This window comes from Streptomyces brevispora (assembly GCF_007829885.1).
In the GTDB taxonomy this organism is placed as follows: domain Bacteria; phylum Actinomycetota; class Actinomycetes; order Streptomycetales; family Streptomycetaceae; genus Streptomyces; species Streptomyces brevispora.
This window is the reverse complement of sequence record NZ_VIWW01000001.1, coordinates 3087316-3107617: the sequence shown is the minus strand read 5'-3', so window position 1 is coordinate 3107617 and position 20302 is coordinate 3087316. Positions and strand designations below refer to the sequence as shown.

23 protein-coding genes and 1 pseudogene are annotated in these 20302 nt (G+C 67.2%); 13 read left to right on the top strand and 11 right to left on the bottom strand.

The window, feature by feature from the left end; translation table 11 throughout:
• Positions 1 to 162 precede the first annotated feature (162 nt).
• The gene (locus FHX80_RS14380; protein ID WP_208764791.1) at positions 163 to 1494 is read left to right on the top strand and encodes a YibE/F family protein; all 1332 of its coding nucleotides are present in this window, start codon (positions 163 to 165) and stop codon (positions 1492 to 1494) included.
• Positions 1495 to 1575: 81 nt separating this feature from the next.
• Here the strand turns inward: FHX80_RS14380 and FHX80_RS14375 are convergent, their stop codons facing one another.
• From FHX80_RS14375 to FHX80_RS14360, 4 genes are all read right to left on the bottom strand, one after another.
• On the bottom strand, positions 1576 to 2013 hold the full coding sequence (locus FHX80_RS14375) for an SsgA family sporulation/cell division regulator (RefSeq protein ID WP_145764562.1): 438 nt from the start codon (positions 2011 to 2013) through the stop codon (positions 1576 to 1578).
• A 101-nt stretch (positions 2014 to 2114) separates the two neighbouring features.
• Positions 2115 to 2885: an IclR family transcriptional regulator gene (locus tag FHX80_RS14370; RefSeq protein ID WP_145764561.1), complete on the bottom strand. Its 771-nt coding sequence runs from the start codon at positions 2883 to 2885 to the stop codon at positions 2115 to 2117.
• Positions 2886 to 3211: 326 nt separating this feature from the next.
• The gene (locus FHX80_RS14365) at positions 3212 to 3424 is read right to left on the bottom strand and encodes a DUF5326 family protein (RefSeq protein WP_145764560.1); all 213 of its coding nucleotides are present in this window, start codon (positions 3422 to 3424) and stop codon (positions 3212 to 3214) included.
• 145 nt (positions 3425 to 3569) lie between these two features.
• Positions 3570 to 3887, bottom strand: coding sequence for a cupin domain-containing protein (locus tag FHX80_RS14360; protein WP_145764559.1), 318 nt, complete (start codon positions 3885 to 3887; stop codon positions 3570 to 3572).
• Positions 3888 to 3955: 68 nt separating this feature from the next.
• Here FHX80_RS14360 and FHX80_RS14355 point away from each other — a divergent pair, with 68 nt between their 5' ends.
• Both FHX80_RS14355 and FHX80_RS14350 read left to right on the top strand, forming a co-directional pair.
• Positions 3956 to 4333 (top strand): phage holin family protein, encoded by a 378-nt coding sequence (locus FHX80_RS14355; RefSeq protein ID WP_145764558.1) that lies wholly within the window; start codon positions 3956 to 3958, stop codon positions 4331 to 4333.
• 66 nt (positions 4334 to 4399) lie between these two features.
• Positions 4400 to 5530 carry a cystathionine gamma-lyase gene (locus FHX80_RS14350; RefSeq protein WP_145764557.1) on the top strand — a complete coding sequence of 377 codons (1131 nt, stop codon included), beginning with the start codon at positions 4400 to 4402 and terminating at the stop codon, positions 5528 to 5530.
• A gap of 518 nt (positions 5531 to 6048) precedes the next feature.
• Here FHX80_RS14350 and FHX80_RS34710 read toward each other — a convergent pair.
• Entirely contained in the window at positions 6049 to 6225 is a 177-nt protein-coding gene (locus tag FHX80_RS34710) for a hypothetical protein (protein WP_167523539.1), read from the bottom strand.
• A gap of 300 nt (positions 6226 to 6525) precedes the next feature.
• Here FHX80_RS34710 and FHX80_RS14345 point away from each other — a divergent pair, with 300 nt between their 5' ends.
• Entirely contained in the window at positions 6526 to 7752 is a 1227-nt protein-coding gene (locus FHX80_RS14345; RefSeq protein WP_145764556.1) for a DNA cytosine methyltransferase, read from the top strand.
• Between the two features lie 50 nt (positions 7753 to 7802).
• Here FHX80_RS14345 and FHX80_RS14340 read toward each other — a convergent pair whose 3' ends face one another.
• Positions 7803 to 8564 (bottom strand): hypothetical protein, encoded by a 762-nt coding sequence (locus FHX80_RS14340; protein WP_145764555.1) that lies wholly within the window; start codon positions 8562 to 8564, stop codon positions 7803 to 7805.
• Between the two features lie 231 nt (positions 8565 to 8795).
• Here FHX80_RS14340 and FHX80_RS35185 point away from each other — a divergent pair, with 231 nt between their 5' ends.
• From FHX80_RS35185 to FHX80_RS14320, 4 genes are all read left to right on the top strand, one after another.
• Entirely contained in the window at positions 8796 to 9161 is a 366-nt protein-coding gene (locus FHX80_RS35185; protein WP_208764656.1) for a hypothetical protein, read from the top strand.
• Positions 9162 to 9263: 102 nt separating this feature from the next.
• The gene (locus FHX80_RS14330; protein ID WP_145764554.1) at positions 9264 to 10160 is read left to right on the top strand and encodes a LysR family transcriptional regulator; all 897 of its coding nucleotides are present in this window, start codon (positions 9264 to 9266) and stop codon (positions 10158 to 10160) included.
• Between the two features lie 63 nt (positions 10161 to 10223).
• Entirely contained in the window at positions 10224 to 10703 is a 480-nt protein-coding gene (locus tag FHX80_RS14325; RefSeq protein WP_145764553.1) for an NUDIX domain-containing protein, read from the top strand.
• A gap of 320 nt (positions 10704 to 11023) precedes the next feature.
• Positions 11024 to 11929 carry a GNAT family N-acetyltransferase gene (locus FHX80_RS14320; RefSeq protein WP_145764552.1) on the top strand — a complete coding sequence of 302 codons (906 nt, stop codon included), beginning with the start codon at positions 11024 to 11026 and terminating at the stop codon, positions 11927 to 11929.
• A gap of 124 nt (positions 11930 to 12053) precedes the next feature.
• On the opposite strand, the gene FHX80_RS14315 is transcribed toward FHX80_RS14320, so the two are convergent.
• The 3 genes from FHX80_RS14315 to FHX80_RS14305 all read right to left on the bottom strand — a co-directional run bounded on the left by FHX80_RS14315 (position 12054) and on the right by FHX80_RS14305 (position 14477).
• On the bottom strand, positions 12054 to 12683 hold the full coding sequence (locus FHX80_RS14315) for a hypothetical protein (RefSeq protein WP_145764551.1): 630 nt from the start codon (positions 12681 to 12683) through the stop codon (positions 12054 to 12056).
• A gap of 70 nt (positions 12684 to 12753) precedes the next feature.
• Positions 12754 to 13179: a GlcG/HbpS family heme-binding protein gene (locus FHX80_RS14310; protein ID WP_145764550.1), complete on the bottom strand. Its 426-nt coding sequence runs from the start codon at positions 13177 to 13179 to the stop codon at positions 12754 to 12756.
• Between the two features lie 86 nt (positions 13180 to 13265).
• Complete coding sequence (locus FHX80_RS14305; protein WP_145764549.1) at positions 13266 to 14477, bottom strand: MFS transporter; 1212 nt, start codon at positions 14475 to 14477, stop codon at positions 13266 to 13268.
• A 142-nt stretch (positions 14478 to 14619) separates the two neighbouring features.
• Between FHX80_RS14305 and FHX80_RS14300 the strand changes: the two genes are divergently transcribed.
• Genes FHX80_RS14300 through FHX80_RS14290 form a run of 3 tightly spaced genes read left to right on the top strand, consistent with a single transcriptional unit; the run spans position 14620 to position 16772 of the window.
• Positions 14620 to 15078 carry a MarR family winged helix-turn-helix transcriptional regulator gene (locus tag FHX80_RS14300; protein ID WP_145764548.1) on the top strand — a complete coding sequence of 153 codons (459 nt, stop codon included), beginning with the start codon at positions 14620 to 14622 and terminating at the stop codon, positions 15076 to 15078.
• Between the two features lie 47 nt (positions 15079 to 15125).
• The gene (locus FHX80_RS14295; protein WP_145764547.1) at positions 15126 to 15578 is read left to right on the top strand and encodes a GNAT family N-acetyltransferase; all 453 of its coding nucleotides are present in this window, start codon (positions 15126 to 15128) and stop codon (positions 15576 to 15578) included.
• A 30-nt stretch (positions 15579 to 15608) separates the two neighbouring features.
• Positions 15609 to 16772, top strand: a complete 1164-nt coding sequence (locus FHX80_RS14290; RefSeq protein WP_145764546.1) for a winged helix DNA-binding domain-containing protein — start codon at positions 15609 to 15611, stop codon at positions 16770 to 16772.
• A gap of 36 nt (positions 16773 to 16808) precedes the next feature.
• Here FHX80_RS14290 and FHX80_RS14285 read toward each other — a convergent pair whose 3' ends face one another.
• Positions 16809 to 18191 (bottom strand): serine hydrolase domain-containing protein, encoded by a 1383-nt coding sequence (locus tag FHX80_RS14285; RefSeq protein WP_145764545.1) that lies wholly within the window; start codon positions 18189 to 18191, stop codon positions 16809 to 16811.
• Between the two features lie 395 nt (positions 18192 to 18586).
• On the opposite strand from FHX80_RS14285, the gene FHX80_RS14280 reads away from it, so the two are divergent.
• Entirely contained in the window at positions 18587 to 19342 is a 756-nt protein-coding gene (locus tag FHX80_RS14280; RefSeq protein WP_145764544.1) for a dienelactone hydrolase family protein, read from the top strand.
• Between the two features lie 252 nt (positions 19343 to 19594).
• Positions 19595 to 20005 (top strand): RidA family protein, encoded by a 411-nt coding sequence (locus FHX80_RS14275; protein ID WP_145764543.1) that lies wholly within the window; start codon positions 19595 to 19597, stop codon positions 20003 to 20005.
• Between the two features lie 74 nt (positions 20006 to 20079).
• Here FHX80_RS14275 and FHX80_RS14270 read toward each other — a convergent pair.
• Positions 20080 to 20301, bottom strand: a pseudogene (locus FHX80_RS14270) (integrase core domain-containing protein); the annotation flags it as partial.
• Position 20302: the final 1 nt, after the last annotated feature.

Sequence of the window (20302 nt, the reverse complement as noted above, 5' to 3'; positions counted from 1 at the left end):
GCGCAGCTTGTCCCGTACGGATGTACGGAGATCAGCGCCCTCTCAGCCCGGTGCTCCGAGCTCCCGCGTGTGCAAAGGTGCCACCACGCTAACGCCCTCGCGGGTGTGCTGAACAGAGGGCCCCGCTCCTCTTGCGATGATCGGCCGGTGACGTCCCCCCATATGGTTCCCGAGCAGTCGGGTCATCAGCACACCCACTCCCACGCCCACGCGCACGGCCCCGCCGCACCCGTGTCCAAGCACCTGCGCAAGGTGATCGCCGCCGTGCTGATCCCGTTCGCGGCCGCGGTCGTCGTCGGTCTCGCCCTGCTCTGGCCCGGTGGTGCGCCGGCGCACGAACGCACCGGTGTCGGTTTCGACCGGCAGACCCAGCAGGGCAAGGTGGTGAATGTCGACCAGGTCGACTGCAAGGACGTGAACGCGGCCCAGCTGCCCGCCGGCGGCGAGACCACGTCTCCGGCGGGGGACCCGGTCACCGGTGACAGCGGGGCCCGCCTCTGCGGGAAGGCCACGATCGAGGTCACGAGCGGCAAGGACAGAGGGCGCACATTCATCGAGGTGGTCCAGCCCGACGCACCGCGACAGCTGCGGGAGGGGCAGGGGGTGGTGGTCTCCTACGCCCCCGCCGCGCCCCATGACCTCCAGTACTCGGTCACGGACATCAACCGGAAGTTCCCGATGGCGCTGCTGGCCGGGATCTTCGCCGTGGTGGTGGTCGTCGTGGGCAGACTGCGCGGGGTCATGGCGCTGGTGGCGCTCGCCCTGTCGTTCGCCGTGCTGACCCTGTTCATCCTCCCGGCCATCCTGCAGGGCTCGAATCCGCTGCTCGTGGCGGTCGTCGGGGCCGGCGCGATCATGCTGATCGCCCTCTACATCTGCCACGGGCTGACCGCCCGCACCTCGGTCGCCGTCATCGGCACCCTGATCTCACTGCTGCTGATCGGGCTGCTCGGCTCGCTCTTCATCGGCTGGGCGAGCCTGACCGGGAACACCGACGACAGCACCGGCCTGATCCACGGCCTGTATCCGCACATCGACATGAGCGGTCTGCTCCTGGCCGGCGTCATCATCGGTTCCCTGGGGGTACTCGACGATGTGACGGTCACCCAGACGTCGGCGGTCTGGGAACTGCACCAGGCGGACCCCACGATGCATGCGAAGCAGCTCTACCGGGCAGGTATCAGAATCGGGCGGGACCACATCGCCTCAGTGGTCAACACCCTGGTGCTCGCCTATGCGGGCGCCGCGCTTCCGTTGCTGCTGCTGTTCTCGATCGCTCAGAGCAGCGTGGGAACGGTGACCAACAGCGAACTGGTGGCGGAGGAGATCGTGCGTACGCTGGTCGGCTCGATCGGGCTCGTTGCCTCGGTGCCGGTGACCACCGCGCTCGCGGCGCTGGTCGTCTCCGCGGACCGTACGGGGCTCGGCGCGGAAGCCTTGGCTTCGGCACCCGTACGGACTGGCAGAGGACGCCGCCGACGGACAAGGTCCTGAACGACCGCACACGGAGCGTGATTCACCCGTTCGGCAGGTGTGGTGTTCGACCGGCACCCGGGGCGCGGGACACGGATCCCTTCAGCCGGCGTTCTGCTCCTCGGCCAGAATTCGCCCCAATGCCTCTTCCAGATTGCCCTCGAAGTCACCCAGCGTGCACTCCTGCCCGAGGGGGACCAGCTTGTCCGTTCGGTCGAGAAACGCAACAAGCGGTGCCGTACCTGCCCTGAAGAGAGCGCGGTCCTCCCCCACCTGAAGCCGGATGTGGACGTCGGACAGCCCTTCGGGCTCGGTCGGCCCGATGTGCACGTCACCGTCACCACTGGGGCTGTTGAGACCGTCGAGCAGCAGCTCGCGGCCGAAAGCCCAGGTGACGGGGGCGTCGCCGGGCAGATGGAAGGTCATCCGGATCGCGTACGGATCGCGCACTTCGTACCGGAGCTCCACCGGGATACGGAAAGAGAGCTCCTCGGAGACGAGGAAGCTCATCATGACCTCAGCTTGAACCGACTCGCGCATCGTTCAACCCCGCAGTAGATGAATCTGGCCAGGAATGATCCCCCATGGCCCTATTGACGCCATCGTGGTGCACTCGATAGCAGATCACAAGGAGTGATTTTTCAGATACTGATAGAGAAAACGAACGAACGCAAGAGGCTGGCCACTTCGCCACGTAGTCGTTCGATCGCGGGGAGCAACCGATCTTCCTGGTCGAGGGGTACAGAAATGGCCATCGCCGCAGCCGTGAAACCGGCCGTGATCGGGATGGCCGCGCAGACCGTCCCGAGGGCGTACTCCTGTCGCTCGATGACAGGTTCCATTCGCTCCAGCGACCGCAGCCGTTCAAGGAGCGCCGGGCGGTCGCGTACGGAGTACCGGGTCAGCGGGCGCACCGGATGCCGGTCCAGGTGGTCCTCGCGGGCCTTCTCGTCGAGCTGGCTCAGCAGGCACTGGCCGATGGCGTGGGCGTGCCCGGTCTCCTGGAAGGCGGCCCACTCGTCCACCGCGGGCGCGGCCGGGGTGTCGGCGACCGCGACGAGTTCGATCTCACCGTCGCGATAGACGGCGCAGTACACCGGGGTCCCGATGATGTCCCGCCAGCGGCCCAGTGACTGGGCCATCCGGCTGCGACGGTTGTGCAGAGCACCGTCGTCGACCAGCCGCTCGGCGGCGGCGCCGAAGAGGAAGACGCCGTTCTCCCGGCGCAGGTATCCCTCATGGGTCAGGGTGCGCAGCAGGTGGTAGGCGGTGGGCAGCGGAAGCCCCGCCTCCCGTGCGAGCTGTTTGGCCGGCGCCCCGTCGCGATGGGCGCCCACGGCCTCCAGTAGCCTCAGCGCCCGCTGTACCGATCCGATCAACGTCGGTACGGCGGTACTCGATGCCGTGGTCAACGGTCACCCCCAGGCATGTTGACGGGTGGTGAGCCCGCCCGTGGAGGCCGCCTCCACATGTCTGCCGCAGGCCTGGGTCCGGAGGCCGGATGCCGTACAAACCACTGGTCAGGTGGTGACTGACGGTGTCTTCCCAGTCGACGGCAGGGGACCTCCACTGTATCCGGAGCGCCCGAGGGGGGTGCCAACTCGTCCTCCGGTTAGCTCTGCTGGGCTAACCGGAGAGGGTGTCGACTCATCCTTCGGTTAGCTCAGCTGGGCTAACCGGAGGGTGCCGTTTCGCCCTCCGCTTGGCTCAGCTGGGCCAACCGTGACCGGTCGTGCGGCTACCAGTCGCTGCGCGAGGAGGAGGACGACATGAACTTCCTCACGAGGAAGACAACCCCGCCGACCAGGATCACGAAGATCAGGACCTTGAAGAGCAGCCAGACCACGAAGCCGACCACGCTGGCGATCAGACCGCCGAACACGACGATCGCGATGACGGGCACCGCGATCCACTTCACCCACCAGGGCATTCCCGCGAATATCTCCCGCACGGCCATCGTCCATACCTCGTCTCTGTGAGTTCTCCTGCTTCGATGCTAGAGGCGCGGGGGTGGTCGGTGGGGACATCGCAGCCCCTGAACTCCCCTGATCGAACCCTTAGGGATCCCCGAGAGGCGGCTCCGCCTCCCGGACCGCTCAGCCCTCGGGCGGCGAGAAGACCACCATCACCCGCAGGTCCTCGGTGATGTGGTGGAACTTGTGGGCGGTGCCGGCCGGTACGTACACGACACTTCCTCTGCCCACCAGCGTGGTTTCCATGCCCACGGTGATCGACGCGCGCCCGCTGACGACGAAGTAGACCTCGTCCTGTTCGTGCGGCTGCTGCGGGTCGAGTTCACCGGCGTCCAGCGCGTAGAGACCGACAGACATGTTCCGTTCTCGCACGAACTGCAGATACGCCCCGTCGTTGGCGGCCCGTTCCGCCTCCAACTCGTCCAGTCTGAATGCCTTCATGGCCCGTCCGCCCCTTGCCTCTGCCCAGCCGGTGTCCGCCACCGATCATGTCTGCCACGATCAGACACATGAAGAATTTCGTAGTCAAGACGATCGCCAACGCGGGTGCACTGGCCGTAGCCATCGCCCTGCTCCAGGACATCACGCTGACCGGCGGCAGCACGGGACGCAAAGTACTGACCCTGATATTGGTCGCGCTGATCTTCGGCCTGGTCAATTTCTTCGTGAAGCCGATCCTGAAGCTGCTCACGCTGCCGCTCTTCATCCTCACCCTGGGACTGTTCACCCTGGTGGTGAACGCACTGATGCTGATGCTGACCTCCTGGCTGGCCGACAAGTTCGATCTGAGCTTCCACGTCGACGGCTTCTGGACCGCCGTCCTCGGCGGACTGATCATCTCGATCGTGTCCTGGGCGCTGAACGTCGTCCTGCCCGACGAGGACTGACCGCGTGCCCCTGGAAAAGTGCAGGCAGGACCGGTGACAGGCCGGGGAGAGAAGCGAGGAAGCAGAATGAGCACCATGGGCGACGGAACCCGCGCGGTACGTGCCGGCCTTCCGGAACCGGAGCAGTACGAACCCACTCTCCCCGGTCCGGTCTTCGCCGCACACTTCCACCTCTCCGGCGAGCCGACCGGCCCGTACACCTACGGCCGTGAGACCAACCCGACCTGGACCCATCTGGAACGGGCCATCGGCGAGCTCGAAGCCCCCGGGAAGAGTGTCGAGACCACCGTCTTCGCCTCCGGCATGGCGGCGGTCTCGGCTGTGCTGCTCTCCCAGGCACGCAGCGGTGACGTGATCGTGCTGCCCGACGACGGGTACCAGGCGCTTCCGCTGGTACGGGCGCAGCTGGAGGCCTACGGGGTCGAGGTGCGGACCGCCCCGACCGGGGGCGATGCCCAACTGGCCGCCCTGGAGGGTGCCAAGCTCCTGTGGATCGAGACCCCGTCCAATCCCGGGCTCGACGTCTGTGACGTGCGGCGGCTCGTCGAGGCCGCGCACGCGGGCGGGACGCTCGTGGCCGTGGACAACACCCTCGCCACCCCGCTCGGCCAGCGCCCGTTGGAGCTGGGCGCCGACTTCTCGGTGGCCAGCGACACCAAGGGCATGACCGGGCACGGAGATATCCTGCTCGGCCACGTGGCCTGCCTCGATCCCGAGCTGGCTGCGGAAGTACGGCGCTGGCGCAAGGTCGTCGGCGCGATCCCGGGACCGATGGAGGCCTGGCTCGCACACCGCTCGCTGGCCACCCTGGAACTGCGGATCGAGCGGCAGTGCGCGAACGCCCTCGCCCTCGCCGAAGTGCTCGCCGGGCACCGGGAGGTGACCGGGCTGCGATATCCCGGGCTGCCCACCGACCCGTCGCACCCGACCGCCGCACGGCAGATGCGGCGCTTCGGCTCCGTGGTGTCGTTCGTGCTGGCCGACCGGGAGACCGCCGAGCGCTTCCTCCTGGCACTCCGGCTGGCCGAGGACGCGACCAGCTTCGGCGGTGTGCGCTCCACCGCCGAGCGGCGGGGCCGCTGGGGCGGCGACTCAGTGCCGGAGGGCTTCATCCGCTTCTCGGTCGGCGCCGAGAACCCGGCGGACCTGGTGGCCGACGTGGAACGGGCGCTGGCCGAGTCGCTCGACGCGCGCTGAACCGCCGTCGGAAGCTGAGCGGCCGTACCGGCAGCGGCCGGTGCGGTACGGACGGTCCGAGCCTCCCCCCTCGTGGCTCGGGCCAGGCTTGGGAGGCCGGGGAGGAGGGGCCATAAACGGCGCTGACCTGCACAGACATGCGTTTCATGGCGTTGCCCGTGTTGCGCGTTCGATGGGGCCCGCGCTCCCCTACGGCTCCCCGGACTCCCCAGGGACTCCCTGGGAAACGCGGTGAAACGGCCGCCGTCCGGCCCTTCCGAAGCAGAAGCATGTCCGAGCCAAATGAAGGATGACTCTGCTTGCCGCCCCACGCCCAGAACCCAAAAGCCAGCGCCTTCTCTTGCGGCCACTTCTGGCTGCCGTCACTGGCTGGCCAGGCATAGGGAGCGGTCGTTCGGAACAGTTGGCCGCAACACAAGGAGGGCGTTCCGTTCACGCTGGGTGACAGCATGCTCGGACTGCTCGGGCTTGGTGCACGTACTAGCGTTGTACTTCTTCGATACCACCTCCACCACCGTCTACGAGCACAAGGTGCGCGCGCAGAAGGCGTTCCGGCCGAGCGCCGCTGCCAGCCGGGGCGCTACCAACTGCGGCAGCAGCGACGGTTGGCAGTGCGCCACGTCTGTGTACGCAGCCGCGTCCGCCAGGCCACGAACCACCTCGCCGATCACCCCGATGCCCTCGACGACGATCAACAGGCCCTCAAACGCATGTTGGGTTCGTGTCCCGAAACCGGACGAAGCCTCAATACGCAATCGCCCCTGATGTCGTAGGCGCGGTCACGCGTTCCCGCAACTGTTCTGCGGCAGTGCAGCTGCCTCACCCACACGCCCCTTCCAATATTTCCTCGATCGATCCTCTGACCAGGGAAAACATCGCCAACCTCGTGCGTATCCTCACTGCCAGGCCGGCCTAAGAGCTGGCAGTAGATGCATGTCGGACTCACGCGCTACGATCCTCCAGGCGTGCCAGCTAGGCAGAGAGAAGGCACAGAGATGCAGCAATGGACTTTCGCCGACCTGTTCAGCGGGGCTGGTGGCATGAGCTACGGCTTCCACGCACATGGCAGCTTCGAAATCGTGGGCGCCGTGGACGCACAGGTTGGGAAGCCCAGCAGCGGCCGCGGAACTCTCGAATGCAACAAGACGTACGCCGCCAACATGGGAATTGATCCATTTGAGCGGGACATCGCCGCGCTCTCCGGTCCCGAATTGCGCAGGTTGCTGGAGGGGAAGCTCAACGGCCGCAACCTGGATGTACTGAGCGCGTGTCCCCCGTGCACGGGCCTCTCCAGGGCAAATCCCAAGAATCACATGGAAGACGACTCCAGAAACTCGCTGATCGCCAAGACAGCCGAGTTCGTAGCCGAGCTGACACCTTCTGTAGTGGTGATGGAGAATGCCCGGGAGATGCTCCAAGGCAACTTCCAGCATCACTTCAACGCTTTGCAGAGCGACCTTCGCGACATGGGCTACAAGGTACATTCCGGAATTCACATGCTCTCAAGCTTTGGGCTTCCACAACAGCGTGAACGCGCTTTGGTCATTGCCGTTCGCCGAGACCGCGAGTTGCATACACTCGAGGAGCTGTGGAACGGAGACCGTGTCCAGCCCGACGCTTTGACTGTCCGCCACGCGATCGAGCACCTCCCCAAAGTTGCCGCCGGCCAGGTCCACCCCCTGGACCCGATGCATGTTTCCCCATCAATCGGCACCGAAGTCACCCGGCGTCGGCTCCAGGCGACACCCCACGATGGCGGGTCGTGGATCGACATGCTCGATCACCCTGATGCAGATGTCGTGCTCACCCCTGCAATGAAGAGAACAATCGCCGCAGGAAAGTTCGGATCGTACCCAGACATTTATGGACGCCTCTGGTGGGATCGACCGTCCCCGACCATCAAGCGCGAGTGTTCGCATTTCGGAAATGGCCGGTACTCCCATCCCGAACAGGATCGACTCTGCACTGTGCGCGAATTGGCCCTACTCTCAGGCTTCCCAGAGCACTACCAGTTCAAGGCTGGGGCGGTGTCCAACATGTACCGCCACATCGGAGACGCTGTACCTCCCATGATTTCTCATCAACTGGCGAAGGTGGCGGAGTGGGTCCTCACCGGCGAACGGCCTGAACTCAAGTCAGTAATCCTGCCAGGAACCAGCTTGCGAGCGGAAGATATCATGACATCCGAAAATCCGATTCAACTGGGGCTCGCCGCTGCTTAAGCGGAGGGGGTGTGCGATGGAATCGCACACCCCCTCCGCTTCATCCATAACTACTGCGAAGAATCAGGAATAGTGGGCACCGTCCAAATGGCGTGCTGCACACAGCGGTCGACTGAAATACGCGCGAGCGTCACTTTCTCGACACTGCCATCAAGAACTACACGGAAGGCAATTCCTGAAGAATCATAGACTAGTGCAGAACTTCCCCCATTTCTCGTCCTGGCTGAAAAGTCGTCCGGTTTAAGCTGCCCGACCAGCGCGAGGAGCCCCTTCGGGATTTCCACCAAGTGATAACGAACGCGATCAGCCGGCGCATCAAAAGCCCTGAGGGTAACCACTCGATCATACTCACCCAAGTGCTTGAGAAAGCGCGGAACGCATTCGTTGGCAAAATCTTCGGGAGTAAAACAATCGCGTATCCAGCGAGCCTCGGAGAACTTAGAGACCGCGATATTCGACTCACTCATCTTCGCGGACGCTTCAGTCTTCAAGGACCATCTGACACCGTCCACAACTACGTCTGCACCTTGAAAGGTCTGCGAACGCGTTTTATAGGAAGAGGCTCCCGCATACCTTGCGGCAGACACAAATGCGTACTCGAATGAAGCCTTCTTGAACTTCTCTTCCGACGTCGCATGGTGGAGTTTCAGGCGATTCAACATTGCATCACTGAACCGTTCCGAAACCAAATCGGAATCATGATTTACCCACACATCACAAGGGCCTCTCAATGACTCGGCCATCTCACACAGGAGCTGAATCTGCGAGTCATCCAGTTGCCGCGCCTGTTCCGTCAGCTGTTCAATCCCCACTCAGCCACCTCGCGCTACGTCAACGGGCGCTAAGGGGAACACCGATCTGACAAGGCTGTCAACCACTGAAAATGGTGTCGGTTACGCTGTGTGACGATCTCCGCGCCGCCGAGTCCGGAATCTCGGCGCGCTCACCACGCAGCCACAGGCAACGGAACAGCTGGCCAAAGCAACTCCGCCAACGATCTTGCAGTCGCGGCGCTCCCGCTGGAGCTCTCGGACGCGTCGCTCGTGAGCGACGAGGTACAGGCACGAGAGCAACGGAAGGCCGGCGAGGACATCGTCACCGTGTCGCACTGGCTCGGCCACGAGACACCGACGATCACCTTCGACTACTACGCCCACTTCATCCCGCAGTCGGGGACCAAGGGCGCGGGCGCGGTGAACGGCCTGCTCAGCCCACCCGCGACCGCCAAGCTTCCCCGGACGCTCATACTCCCCAGGCGCTCCCCCGGCCTGACCTGGAAGACGTACCCCGACCAGAAACCGCAGCTGGTCGGGGTACGTACAACGGACGGTCCGAGCCTCCCCCCTCGTGGCTCGGACCGTCCCGGCCCTCCGTGTTCTCCGCACGAAGAACCGCCTCGTCAAGGCTAGTTGACTCTGAGTCAGTGTCCAATCACAGTAGTGGCAGCGACCTATCGACATATTTATGGTTGTCCGGGTCCGACAAGGCACAAGGGCGGGAGGGGACGGGACATGGACCTGTCCCTGCTGCGCACGTTCGTCACCGTGCACCGGGCCGGTTCGTTCACGCGGGCCGCCGCACTTCTCGGCCTCTCCCAGCCCGCCGTGACCTCGCAGATACGCACCCTGGAGCGGCAACTGGGCCGCCCGCTCTTCCTGCGCAGGGCCCGCGGCGTGACCCCGACCACCATCGGGGACGAACTCGCGCACCGGGCCGCTCCCCACCTGGACGCGCTGGTGGAGATCGCCGAGACTGAACTCGACGAGGGGTCTGGCGTACGGACACTGCATCTGGCGGGTCCACCGGAGTTCATCTCGCTGCGGGCCCTGCCCGCGCTCACGCCGTTCATCACCCAGGGCCTCGCCCTGCGCAGCACGTTCTCCGCGGACACCGACGCGACGCTGGACGGCCTGGCCGCCGGACACCACGACCTGGCCATCGTGACGGCCCGCCCGCGCGGCGGGCTGCTCACCGCGACCCCGCTCTGCGACGAGGAGCACGTGCTGGTCGCCGCACCCCGCTGGGCCGGGCGTCTCGGTCCGGGGACCTTGCGGCGCAACGGTCCGGTGGTCCTGGAGCAGTTGCCGGTGGTGGAGGTGCACGAGAGCCTGCCGCTCGTTTCCCGCTACTGGGCCGCGGTCTTCGACAGCCGCCCCGCCGCCGCCGGGGCGGTCATCGCACCGGATCTTCGGGCCGTCCTGGAATGCACGGCAGCGGGCGCCGGGCTGGCCGTACTGCCCCGCTATCTCTGCGAGGGCGCACTGGAGCGGGGCGAGGTGGTGGCACTCCTCGACCCTCCCGTGCCACCACTGCGCACCTACTTCCTCGCCGCACGGACCGGCACGCTCGCGCTGCCGCATCTCGCTCGTGCGCACGAGTGGCTGCTGCGCGCCGCAGCCGACTGGTGACCTCAGAGCGGTCCGGCGGCCCTCGGGTGTTTCAGAACGGGTCCAGCGGGCCACTCTCTTGCCATGACCGAACGTCCCGTGGTCAAGCGCACCGCACGCGCCATCCTGCTCGACGGCAACGACCTCATCCTCATCAAACGCACCAAGCCGGGGGTGGATCCCTACTGGCTCACGCCGGGCGGCGGGGTCGAGCCCGAGGACGCGACCGTCGTCGACGCCCTGCACCGCGAGGTGGACGAGGAGCTCGGCGCCAAGATCACTGATGTGGTCCCCTGTTTCGTCGACACCGTGGAACACATCGAGGGCAGCGGCGTGAAGGGTGTCAAGGTCCAGCACTTCTTCGTCTGCCGGCTCGACTCGATGGACCTGTCCCTGCGCCATGGACCCGAGATCGACGCCCCCCGCGGGGAGTACGACGTCGTACGGGTGCCGTTCAGCAGGGTCGGGATCGCTGCCGTGCATCTCGTACCGCTGTCACTGCGGCACTACCTGGACGGCAACATCGAGGGCGTCCGAGCGATGCACGCAACCGACCTGGGCTGATCCGTGTTTCACGTGAAACCACTCAACCGCCGCACCCGCCAGTCGCGCATGTCGTGGTATCCGTCAGCCGGCTCCGCCTCACCGTTAAATCTACTGACGCTCGGCACCGTTTGGTCTGCTGGTCTGCTGACGCTCGACACCGCCGCTTTCGCGACCGACGGTCGTCGCTCCGTCGGTGTTCACGGTGCCCTGTCTCCGCATCACAGCCGTCTCGGTACTGAAGCCATGAGGCCGCCCCGGCGTCGTCGACGTCTGCGGGTCTCGGCCAGATCCGTTAAAACGGTGGACGAGCGATCATTGCGTCGGACAGCCTGACCCTCATGCCCAGCTCACTGCCCCGCCCGCTCGCCGGTCTGCCCGTCCGGCGTCTCACCCGGGACGATCTGGTCCCTTGCGCCGACCTCTGCGAGGACCGCGACTGGCCGCGTGATGAGCACCGATGGGGGCTGCTCCTTGCGGCGGGAGTGGGCTTCGGCATCGACAGCCCCGACGGCAAGGGCCTGATGGCGACCTGTGTGACGACCTCCTACGGGCCGCGCTTGACTGCCATCGGCATGCTGCTGGTCGCCGGCCGTTATGCCCGACAGGGGGTCGCCCGGCACTTGATGCACCAGGTGATCGAATCGACCGGGGGCGCTCCCCTCAGCCTCTACGCGACGGCATCGGGCCAACCGCTCTACGAGAAGTTCGGATTCGCCGAGGTGGGCCGGACCGAGCGGATGAGCGGCCATTTCCGGCCGACCGCAGAACCCGGCGGTCCGGACGCGGTTGCCGGCCCAGACCTTGAGGTTCGCCCCGGCCTGACCGTTCGCCCTGCCTCGGCCGGGGACCTTCAGGCCATGCTCCGGCTGGACGCGGACGCGTTCGGCCTCGACCGCACACACCTACTGGCACGCCTCCCGGCCTTCGCCGACCATTTGCGGGTGGCCGAGGAGGGCGGCGAACTGGTCGGCTACGCGGCGCTCTGGCCGAGCTCGGGCAGCCACGCGGTCGGCCCACTGATCGCGCGGGACACCGCCACGGCGAAACTGCTCGTGTCCTCGCTGGCCGACGCGACCGACCGGCCGCTGCGCGCCGACATCGACGCCCGTCACAAGGAACTGCTCGGCTGGCTCGGGGAGCGCGGCCTTCAGCCCGGCTCGGGGACCACGGTGATGAGCCTCGGGGAGCGGCAGCCGGGGGACTGGACCCAACGCTTCGCGCCGCTGAGCGTGGCTACGGGCTGACCCGAGGCCTCGCTCGGTTCGGGCAGTTCCGGCAGTTCCGGCAGTTCCGGTCGGGTGGCGGGCGGGCGGCAGGACGGCAGACAGGCAGGTGGAGGACCGAACCGCCGGGACCGACGCCCTCTGGTCAGTTGTCGAACCACACGGTGAGCCGGACATTCCCGTCACCGTGAACGGCTGCGAGGGCTTCCATCACGGACCACACCGGCTTCCACTCGCCCTCCTGCGGCACGGCATCACGCCGGATCATCCGTTCCACCCGGTAGAGGCGGTCACCGTCCCGCCACTCCGTGCCCTCCGGCCAGTCCCTCCGGCCGTAGCCATCGATCACACCGGTCGTGGGATCGACCGGGAGCCCGGCCAGTGCGGCGAACCGCGCGCTCCAGGCCGCCTTGGAGACGAGGACCCAGGTACCGTTCACCGCTTCGTACTCGTGGATCCGCCGGTCCGTGATCTCTGCCTGCTCGTCCCAGTCGACACACTTCAGTTCGTTCCAGCCGATCCAGCTGGGGCTGTGCGCCGTGCCGCCCCAGTCATCGAACTCCGTGCGTGCGGCTTCGGACATCAGCTCGGGCAGTCCGCGCTCCGCTGCGAGCGGAACGAAACCTGCGTGGTTGCGCACGCCGAACAGGCAACCGAATGCGTCGTAGCTCCGGCCCACGTACAGCAGGTCGAGATCGACGGCCGCCGCCCACTCGCCCTCCGGACCCGTCCAACGAGCTCGGCACTCGATGAATCCATGGATATCAGCTCCCATGTGCGGAGATTCTCCGGCCGCTTGGGAGCTGACACCAATGAATTACCTTTTCCGCAAGGAAGATGGGAGCTCAGACGAGGCTCTCCGCCGCGACTGTCGCGAACCCGTGGTCCTGCTCGGGCGCCCCGCCACCGACGCCGATGGCGCCGATCAGCCGGCCCTCACGGTGGACCGGGACACCGCCGGCGATGAACAGCAGCGGCCGGTCCAACGCGGTCGGCAGGGTGTGGAAGTGTCCGCCCGGCTGAACCGCGTCAACCAGGTCGGCCGTGGGGGCGTTGAGCTGAAGTGCGGTGTAGGCCTTGCGGGTACTGGTCTCGCCGGCGATGAGAACGGCCCGGTCGTCGCGGCGGAAGACCAGCAGATGGCCGCCCGCGTCGAGGACCGTGACCGCCGCGGCGACGCCTGCGGCCTCGGCGGCCGTACGGGCCGCTTCGACGAGCGTCTCCGCGTCCTGCGTGGTCAGCGGGGCTACGGCGGCAGTGAGGGTGCTCATGGGGATGGCTCCTTGGTTCGGTGCGGTGCAGCGCAATGCGGTGCGGTGGGTACGCGGGGGACGTGCGGGGTGATGTGTGTGGGGGATCAGTGCTGGGCCGCGGGTACAGCGGCCGGCTCAGGGATGTGGGTGGCGATGAGGCGGCTCCGGGTTGCCGTGCGGCGCTCCAGGGTGCTGGAGACGACGGCGAGAACCAGGGCGGAGGCAGCGAGGACCGCGCCGACCCAGTTGGGTGCGGTGTAGCCGAGACCAGCGGCGATGACGACGCCGCCGAGCCATGCCGACAGGGCGTTGCCGAGGTTGAAGGCGCCGATGTTCACGGCGGAGGCGAGGGTCGGGGCGCCTGCCGCCTGGTCGAGCACCCTCTTCTGCAACGGGGGCACGGTCGCGAAGCCCAGGCCGCCGATCAGCACGATGGTGACGGCTGCCGCGATCTTGTTGTGGGCGGTCAGGGTGAACAGCGACAGCACCACGGCGAGCGCGCCCAGGGACACGTACAGCAGGGGCATCAGATGGCGGTCGGCGAATTTGCCGCCGAGGAGGTTGCCGCCGACCATGCCGAGCCCGAAGAGGACCAGCAGCCAGGTGACCGAGGAAGCCGAGTAGCCGGCGATCTCGGTCATCATCGGCGTGATGTAGGTGATCGCCGCGAAGACTCCGCCGAAGCCCAGCACCGTCATCGCCATGGCGAGCAGGACCTGCACATTGCGGAACGCGGCCAGCTCGTGGCGGAGGCGGACACCTTCGGCACGGGGCTGATCGGGGACAAGCCCGGCAACCCCGAGAAGGCCGATGACCCCGAGGGCGGCGACGGCGAAGAACGTGGCCCGCCAGCCCACGCTCTGCCCGATGTAGGTGCCGAGCGGGACACCGACGACGTTCGCGACGGTGAGGCCGGTGAACATCATCGCGATCGCACCGGCCTTCTTGTGCGGGGCGACCAGATCGGCCGCCACGACCGATCCGATACCGAAGAAGGCACCGTGGGCGAGCGAGGCGATGACCCGGCCCGCGAGCATCACGTCGAAGACAGGTGCGGTCGCGGACACCACGTTGCCGATGACGAACAGTCCCATCAGGATCATCAGCATGCGTTTGCGGGCGACTCTGGTGCCGAGAACGGTCATCAGCGGGGCGCCGAGGACGACACCGAGTGCATAGCCCGTGACGAGGAAGCCGGCGGTCGGGATCGAGACCTGGAAGTCCGCAGCAACCTCGGGCAGGAGCCCCATGATCACGAACTCGGTGGTCCCGATACCGAATGCCCCGATGGCGAGGGCGAGGAGCGCGAGCGGCATGGATTACACCTTCCCTGGAGATTGCGCCTGCGTCTTACAAGCGAGCACAATAATTGCAGACGCCTACTGATCGCAAGCGCGGACTATTGCGCACGTCGCCTATCCTGTAGGTAAACAGCTCCGGCACGAAGGAGAGAGATCCATGACAGCGACGGACCCGGCACTGACCGCCCTTTCTCAGGGCTGGTGCGCGCTCTCCCTGCTCCACGGGAAGATCGAGGCCCATATCGAGCGCGCCCTGCAGCGCGGGCACGGCCTCAGCGTGAGGGAGTACTCACTGCTGGACGTCCTGAGCCGACAGCACAGCGGACCGGGCGGACATCTGCAGATGAAGCAGGTGGCCGACGCCGTCGTGCTCAGCCAGAGCGCCACCACCCGCCTGGTCACCCGCCTCGAGGACCGCGGTCTGCTGACCAGGTATCTCTGCGACACCGACCGCAGGGGCATCTACACCGATGTCACCGAAGCCGGTCTCGCCCTGCTCGCCGAGGCCAGGCCGACCAATGACACCGCCCTGCGCACAGCGCTCGACGACGCCGCCAAGAACCCTGAGCTGGTACCGCTCGTGCGGGCGGTCGAAGAGCTCAAAGTCCCCGTATAGCCCGCTTGCCGCCTCATCGCCCGAGGCCGCTGCGTAAGCTGCTGATCATGAGCGATCTGAAGATACGTGCCGCGGGCGTCGATGACCTGTCCGAGATCGTGGCCATGCTCGCCGACGATCCGCTGGGCGCCGGGCGCGAGTCTCCGGACGACCTCGCACCGTACCGGGCGGCCTTCCAGCGGCTGGCCGAGGATCCGAACCAGCACCTGATGGTCGCCGTGCGCACGGGCCGGATCGTCGGCACACTCCAGCTGACGGTGATCCCAGGCCTCTCCCGACGCGGCTCGACGCGCTCCGTGGTCGAGGGCGTCCGTATCCACGCGGACGAACGCGGCAGCGGACTCGGCACCCGGATGATCCAGTGGGCAGTGGACGAATCCCGTCGCCAGGACTGCCAGTTGGTCCAGCTGACGTCGGACGCGACCCGGGCCGACGCACATCACTTCTACGAACGGCTCGGCTTCGTCGCCAGTCATGTGGGCTTCAAACTCGCTCTCTGACCCGCAGACCGGCATCCGAGGGGGTCAACGGTGCATCACATCAGCGACGAACAGCGGCGCATCAGGCTCGCCAGGCGTCATCTCCTGACACCCGCCCTGCGGACCGACTCCCCGGTGGCCGTGGCCGACGCCGTCGTCGCGCTGCATGCCACCGACGCGGCCACCGTCTTCCTCTCCGTCTGCGCCCGGCTCCGCACACCGAACGTCGCCGCAGTGGAGAAACCGCTGTACGAGGACGTCTCGCTGGTCCGGCTCCTCTCCATGCGCAACACCCTCTTCACCGTGTCGGAAGCGCTGGCCCCACAGGTCGAGGCCTCGAACGCGCGCGCGGTGGCGGCCAAGGAACGCCGGACCTTCCTGAAGCACCTGGCCGAGGACGGCAAGGGGCTGGACGAGCGCTGGCTGAACGACACGGAGGAGGCCGCCCTCGCGGCCCTGACCGCCCGCGGCACGGCCACCGGCAGCGAGCTCTCCGCAGCCGTACCCGCCCTGCGTACGAAGATCACGGTCTTTCCCGGCAAGAAGTACGAGGCGGAGCAGGGGGTGGCCTCCCGGGTCATCCGCGTGCTGGCGGCGGAAGGCCGGATCCGCCGGGACCGGCCACGGGGCTCCTGGACGTCCAGCCAGTTCCGCTGGACGGCTGCCGAACCCCGGCCCGTACTGGCAACCGCCGAGGCGCAAGCGGAACTGGCCCTGCGCTGGCTCCGCTCGTACGGCCCCGCGTCCGAGGCCGACCTCAAGTGGTGGACGGGCTGGGGGCTCGGGCAGGTCCGCAAGGCACTGGCAGCCGTCGAGGCCGAGGAGGTACGGCTCGACGACGGCTCGACCGCCTGGGTCGCACCGGGCGACACCGCGTTCGAACCGGCGCCCGAGCCCTGGGCGGCTCTGTTGCCCGCGCTCGACCCGAGTGCGATGGGCTGGGCCGACCGCGGCTTCCACCTCGCTGCCGAACACCGGGCGGCCCTCTTCGACCGCTCCGGCAACATCGGCCCCACCGTGTGGTGGAACGGCCGCATCGTCGGCGGCTGGGCACAGCATGCCAACGGCGAGCCGGTGTGGCGACTGCTGACCGACACCGGCCTGGATGCCACCGCGGCCATCGAGGAGGAGGCATCCAGGCTGGCGGGCTGGGTGGGGGAAGCGCGGATCACGCCACGCTTCCGCACCCCGCTGGAACGGGAGTTGACGACCTGACCGGCCCACTGCCCTGTTTCACGTGAAACAGGACGCTCAACCTCCCAGGCCGCGCCACCCGTTCTCGTCCACCCCGCCCGGAATGGCCGCCGCGGGATCGTACGGCTCACGCGTGAAGACGAACGAGCCCAGGTCCAGATGGTTCACGCTCCCGTCCTCGTTCCGGACGATCCGCAACGTCTCCCCGGCGTAATAGCCGTCCAGCCCGATCCAGGTCCCGTCCGGCCGGGCGGTGAAGCGAGCACCGCGGCCACCGTCGCGAATGGTGCGGAGCTCCAGTCCCCGATCAGGGTTCAGGCGCAGGATGTTGGTACGCGTGCCCCAGTACCAGGGGCCGGTCAGGGCAAGAAGCTCCACGTCCACCTCGGGCAGCGGGCGCCACGGCTCCGGAATACGGGGCTCGGCCTCGGCGACGATATCCACGAGCTCGGCGGCCACCTCACCGATCAGTGGTCCCGAGGTGACATTGGCGAACACGACCGCGGCCACATCTTCCTCGGCGCAGAACCACAGAGTTGCCAGGAATCCAGGGAGCGACCCCGTGTGCCCGATGAGCGTGCGGCCGTTCCTCCGGACCAGCTGCAGACCCAGACCGTAACTTCCCTCCCAGTCCCCCACCTCGGGCGGCGCGGACGGCTCCTTCATCTCGTCCACGGAAGCGGCGCAAAGCACCCGGTCGTCTCCCTCGGCAAGGAAGGCGGCGAAACGGAGGAGATCGGCGGTGGTGGACCAGAGTTGTCCGGCCGGCGCCATCAGTCCGAGGTCTTCTGCCGGTTCGGGCAGCATGGCATCCGCCCACGGATGGACGGCCCAGCCCCCCGCATGCGGCGCTTCCGGCTGCGGACCCGTACGGTGCATCCCCAGTGGCTCCAGCAGCTCGCTCCGCAGAACCTGCGCCCAGGACGCTCCGCGCACGGCCTCGATCAGCGCTCCGAGCACCGTGTACCCCGGGTTGGAGTAGTGGTGCCGACGGCCGGGAAGGTGCATCCGGGTCTGCTCGCCGAGCACGTCGGCGAGCTCGGGCCGCAGGCTGCCCGGTGTCCGTTCCCACCACGGAGCGGGCGATTCCGCGCCGAACCCCGCACTGTGGCAGAGCAGCTGATGAATGGTGACCTCACCCACCCCGGTTCCGGGCAGGTGCTTCTCCAGCGGATCGGCCAGATCCAGCAGGCCCTCGTCACGCAGCCTCAGGACCAGCACAGCAGTGAACGTCTTGGTGAGGGAGCCAATTCTGAACTGGGTGTCGGCATCGGGGCCATGGCCGTCGACACAGGTGCGGGAACCGTTCCAGACGGTCTGCCCCTGCCGCTGCACCGCGGCGACCAGAGCGGGGGAACGACCGTCGGCCTGGGCGGTGGCGATGCGGTGCAGCAGAGCCCGCTGCGTACCCGGAAGCAACTGTTCAACAGAAGAAGTCATCCTCAACAACTACCGCCCCGAATCGCCAGGGGCGACCTCATTTTGCGGCCCACACAAGATTGACGTCGGGCATGGTCGGGGAACTCCAGCTGTGGCAGGCATCTTTGTGACCGGCGTGGGAACTCGCTTCGCATTCTGCAGGTGGCTACCCGCCGCCCTGAACCGTGCAGGCGCAGCAGGTGCGGCGTTCGCCGGCTCCGCGGCCTGGCTCGGAGCGGTGCAGGTGCGGCAGGTGCGATGTTTGCCGGCTCCGCGGCCTGGCTCGCAACGGTATCGATGTACTTCACCGGTGTCAGAGCCCTCCACAGTGCGCGGCCCTGGCGCCACACCCGCGTTGTTCTGCCGACGGTGAAGACCGGCTCGAACGAACTCGGTCATCGCTACTGTCCTGTCTCATGACGACGGTTGAAACGCGCACGGTCGAGTACCCGGCAGACGGCCTGACGATGACCGGGCACCTCGCGCTCCCGGCCGGCGCCGGCCTTCGGCCCGCGGTCCTGGTCGGGCCCGAGGGGACCGGGCTGAACGACTTCCAGCGCCGCCGGGCCGACGCCCTGGCTGAGCTGGGGTACGTGGCGCTGGCCTTCGACATCAACGGCGGGCGCTGGTTCACCGACCCCGAGAAGATGCTGGCGCACGTGACCCCGCTACTCGCCGACCCCGACCGGATGCGGGACATCGGTCACGCGGCGCTCGACGTGTTGCGGGCCGAACCGCGGACCGATCCCGACCGGATCGCCGCCGTCGGCTACGGCACCGGAGGCGCAATCGCGCTGGAACTCGGTCGCGACGGCGTCAACCTGCGCGCGATCGGGACAGTCAACGCAACCACCACCGGCCGGCCGGGCGAGGCGGCACGCATTCGCTGCCCGGTGTGGGCCGGGGTCGGGTCGGAAGACCCCATCATGCCGCCCGCGCAACGGGACGCGTTCGCCGCCGAGATGCAGGCCGCGGGCGTCGACTGGCGCCTCGTGGTCTACGGCGGAGCCCTCCACGCCTTCCACCACCCGCCGGTCGACCAGGTCGTACTCCCCGGCGTCGGCTACCACCCGCGGCACGCGCAGCGAGCCTGGCGCGACATCGTCGGCCTGCTCGCCGAGTGCCTGCCCGTAACGGAGTCGGCCACTGCGTCGGCCCTGCCGTCGTCTTGACACAACAGTCACGGGGCGTTCGTCTCTCTTCGCTGACCGGGGCTCTGCGCGCCTTCACATCCCGCCTCGGCTGAGAGCGGCGAGACGGCGCCACGGTCGCGTCGAAGCCCGCGGCGAGGGTATGGAGGCTGGTGAATGTCGTGCGGGAATGCCGACGTTGCCGCAGGGCGGCGATAAATGGGAAGGCGGACGCCGACGGCGCGCTGACAGGATGTTCACGCTCCACGCCCGAGAGGAAGGGACCCCACGACCATGGCTCGTGCCATCACTTTGATCCGCTCCGCTTCCCTGTCCGACGTCGCCGAGTACGCCTACGCGGCCACGGCGCCCGCCGAGTCACGCCTGATTTTCCTCGCTGGGGCGTGTCCGCTGAACGATGACGGCTCCACTGCGGCGATCGGAGACTACGCAGGCCAGGCCGCGAAAGCGATCGAGAACATGCACACCGCTCTTTCTGCCTCAGGTGCGTCGCTCCAGGACGTCATCAGTACCCGGGTCCTCGTCGCATCGGCCCGGCAGGAGGACCTGGTGGCCGCCTGGCAGGTGGTCCGGGACTCGTTCGCTGACCATGACGTCCCCAGCACCTTGATGGGCGTCACCGTGCTCGGCTACAAGGACCAACTCGTCGAGATCGAGGCTGTCGCCGCCGTACTCGATTCTTGAGACCCCTCGAAACCAAGCCGGATGCCCAGCTCGTGCCACCAAGACGGTGAACCGCCCCGGGTTCGGTAGAGATCTCAGATTGTGGTGATGACCTGGGGTTTCGTGAGTTCGGTGTAGTAGTTGGCTTCGTATTCGACGGGTGGGACGTGGCCTATCTCACCGTGGAGTCGTCGGTGGTTGTACCAGTCGACCCACTCGGCGGTGGCGAGCTCGACATCGGGCAGCGTCTTCCATGGCCGTCGGGGCTTGATCAGCTCGGTCTTGAACAGGCCGATCGTGCTTTCCATCAGGGCATTG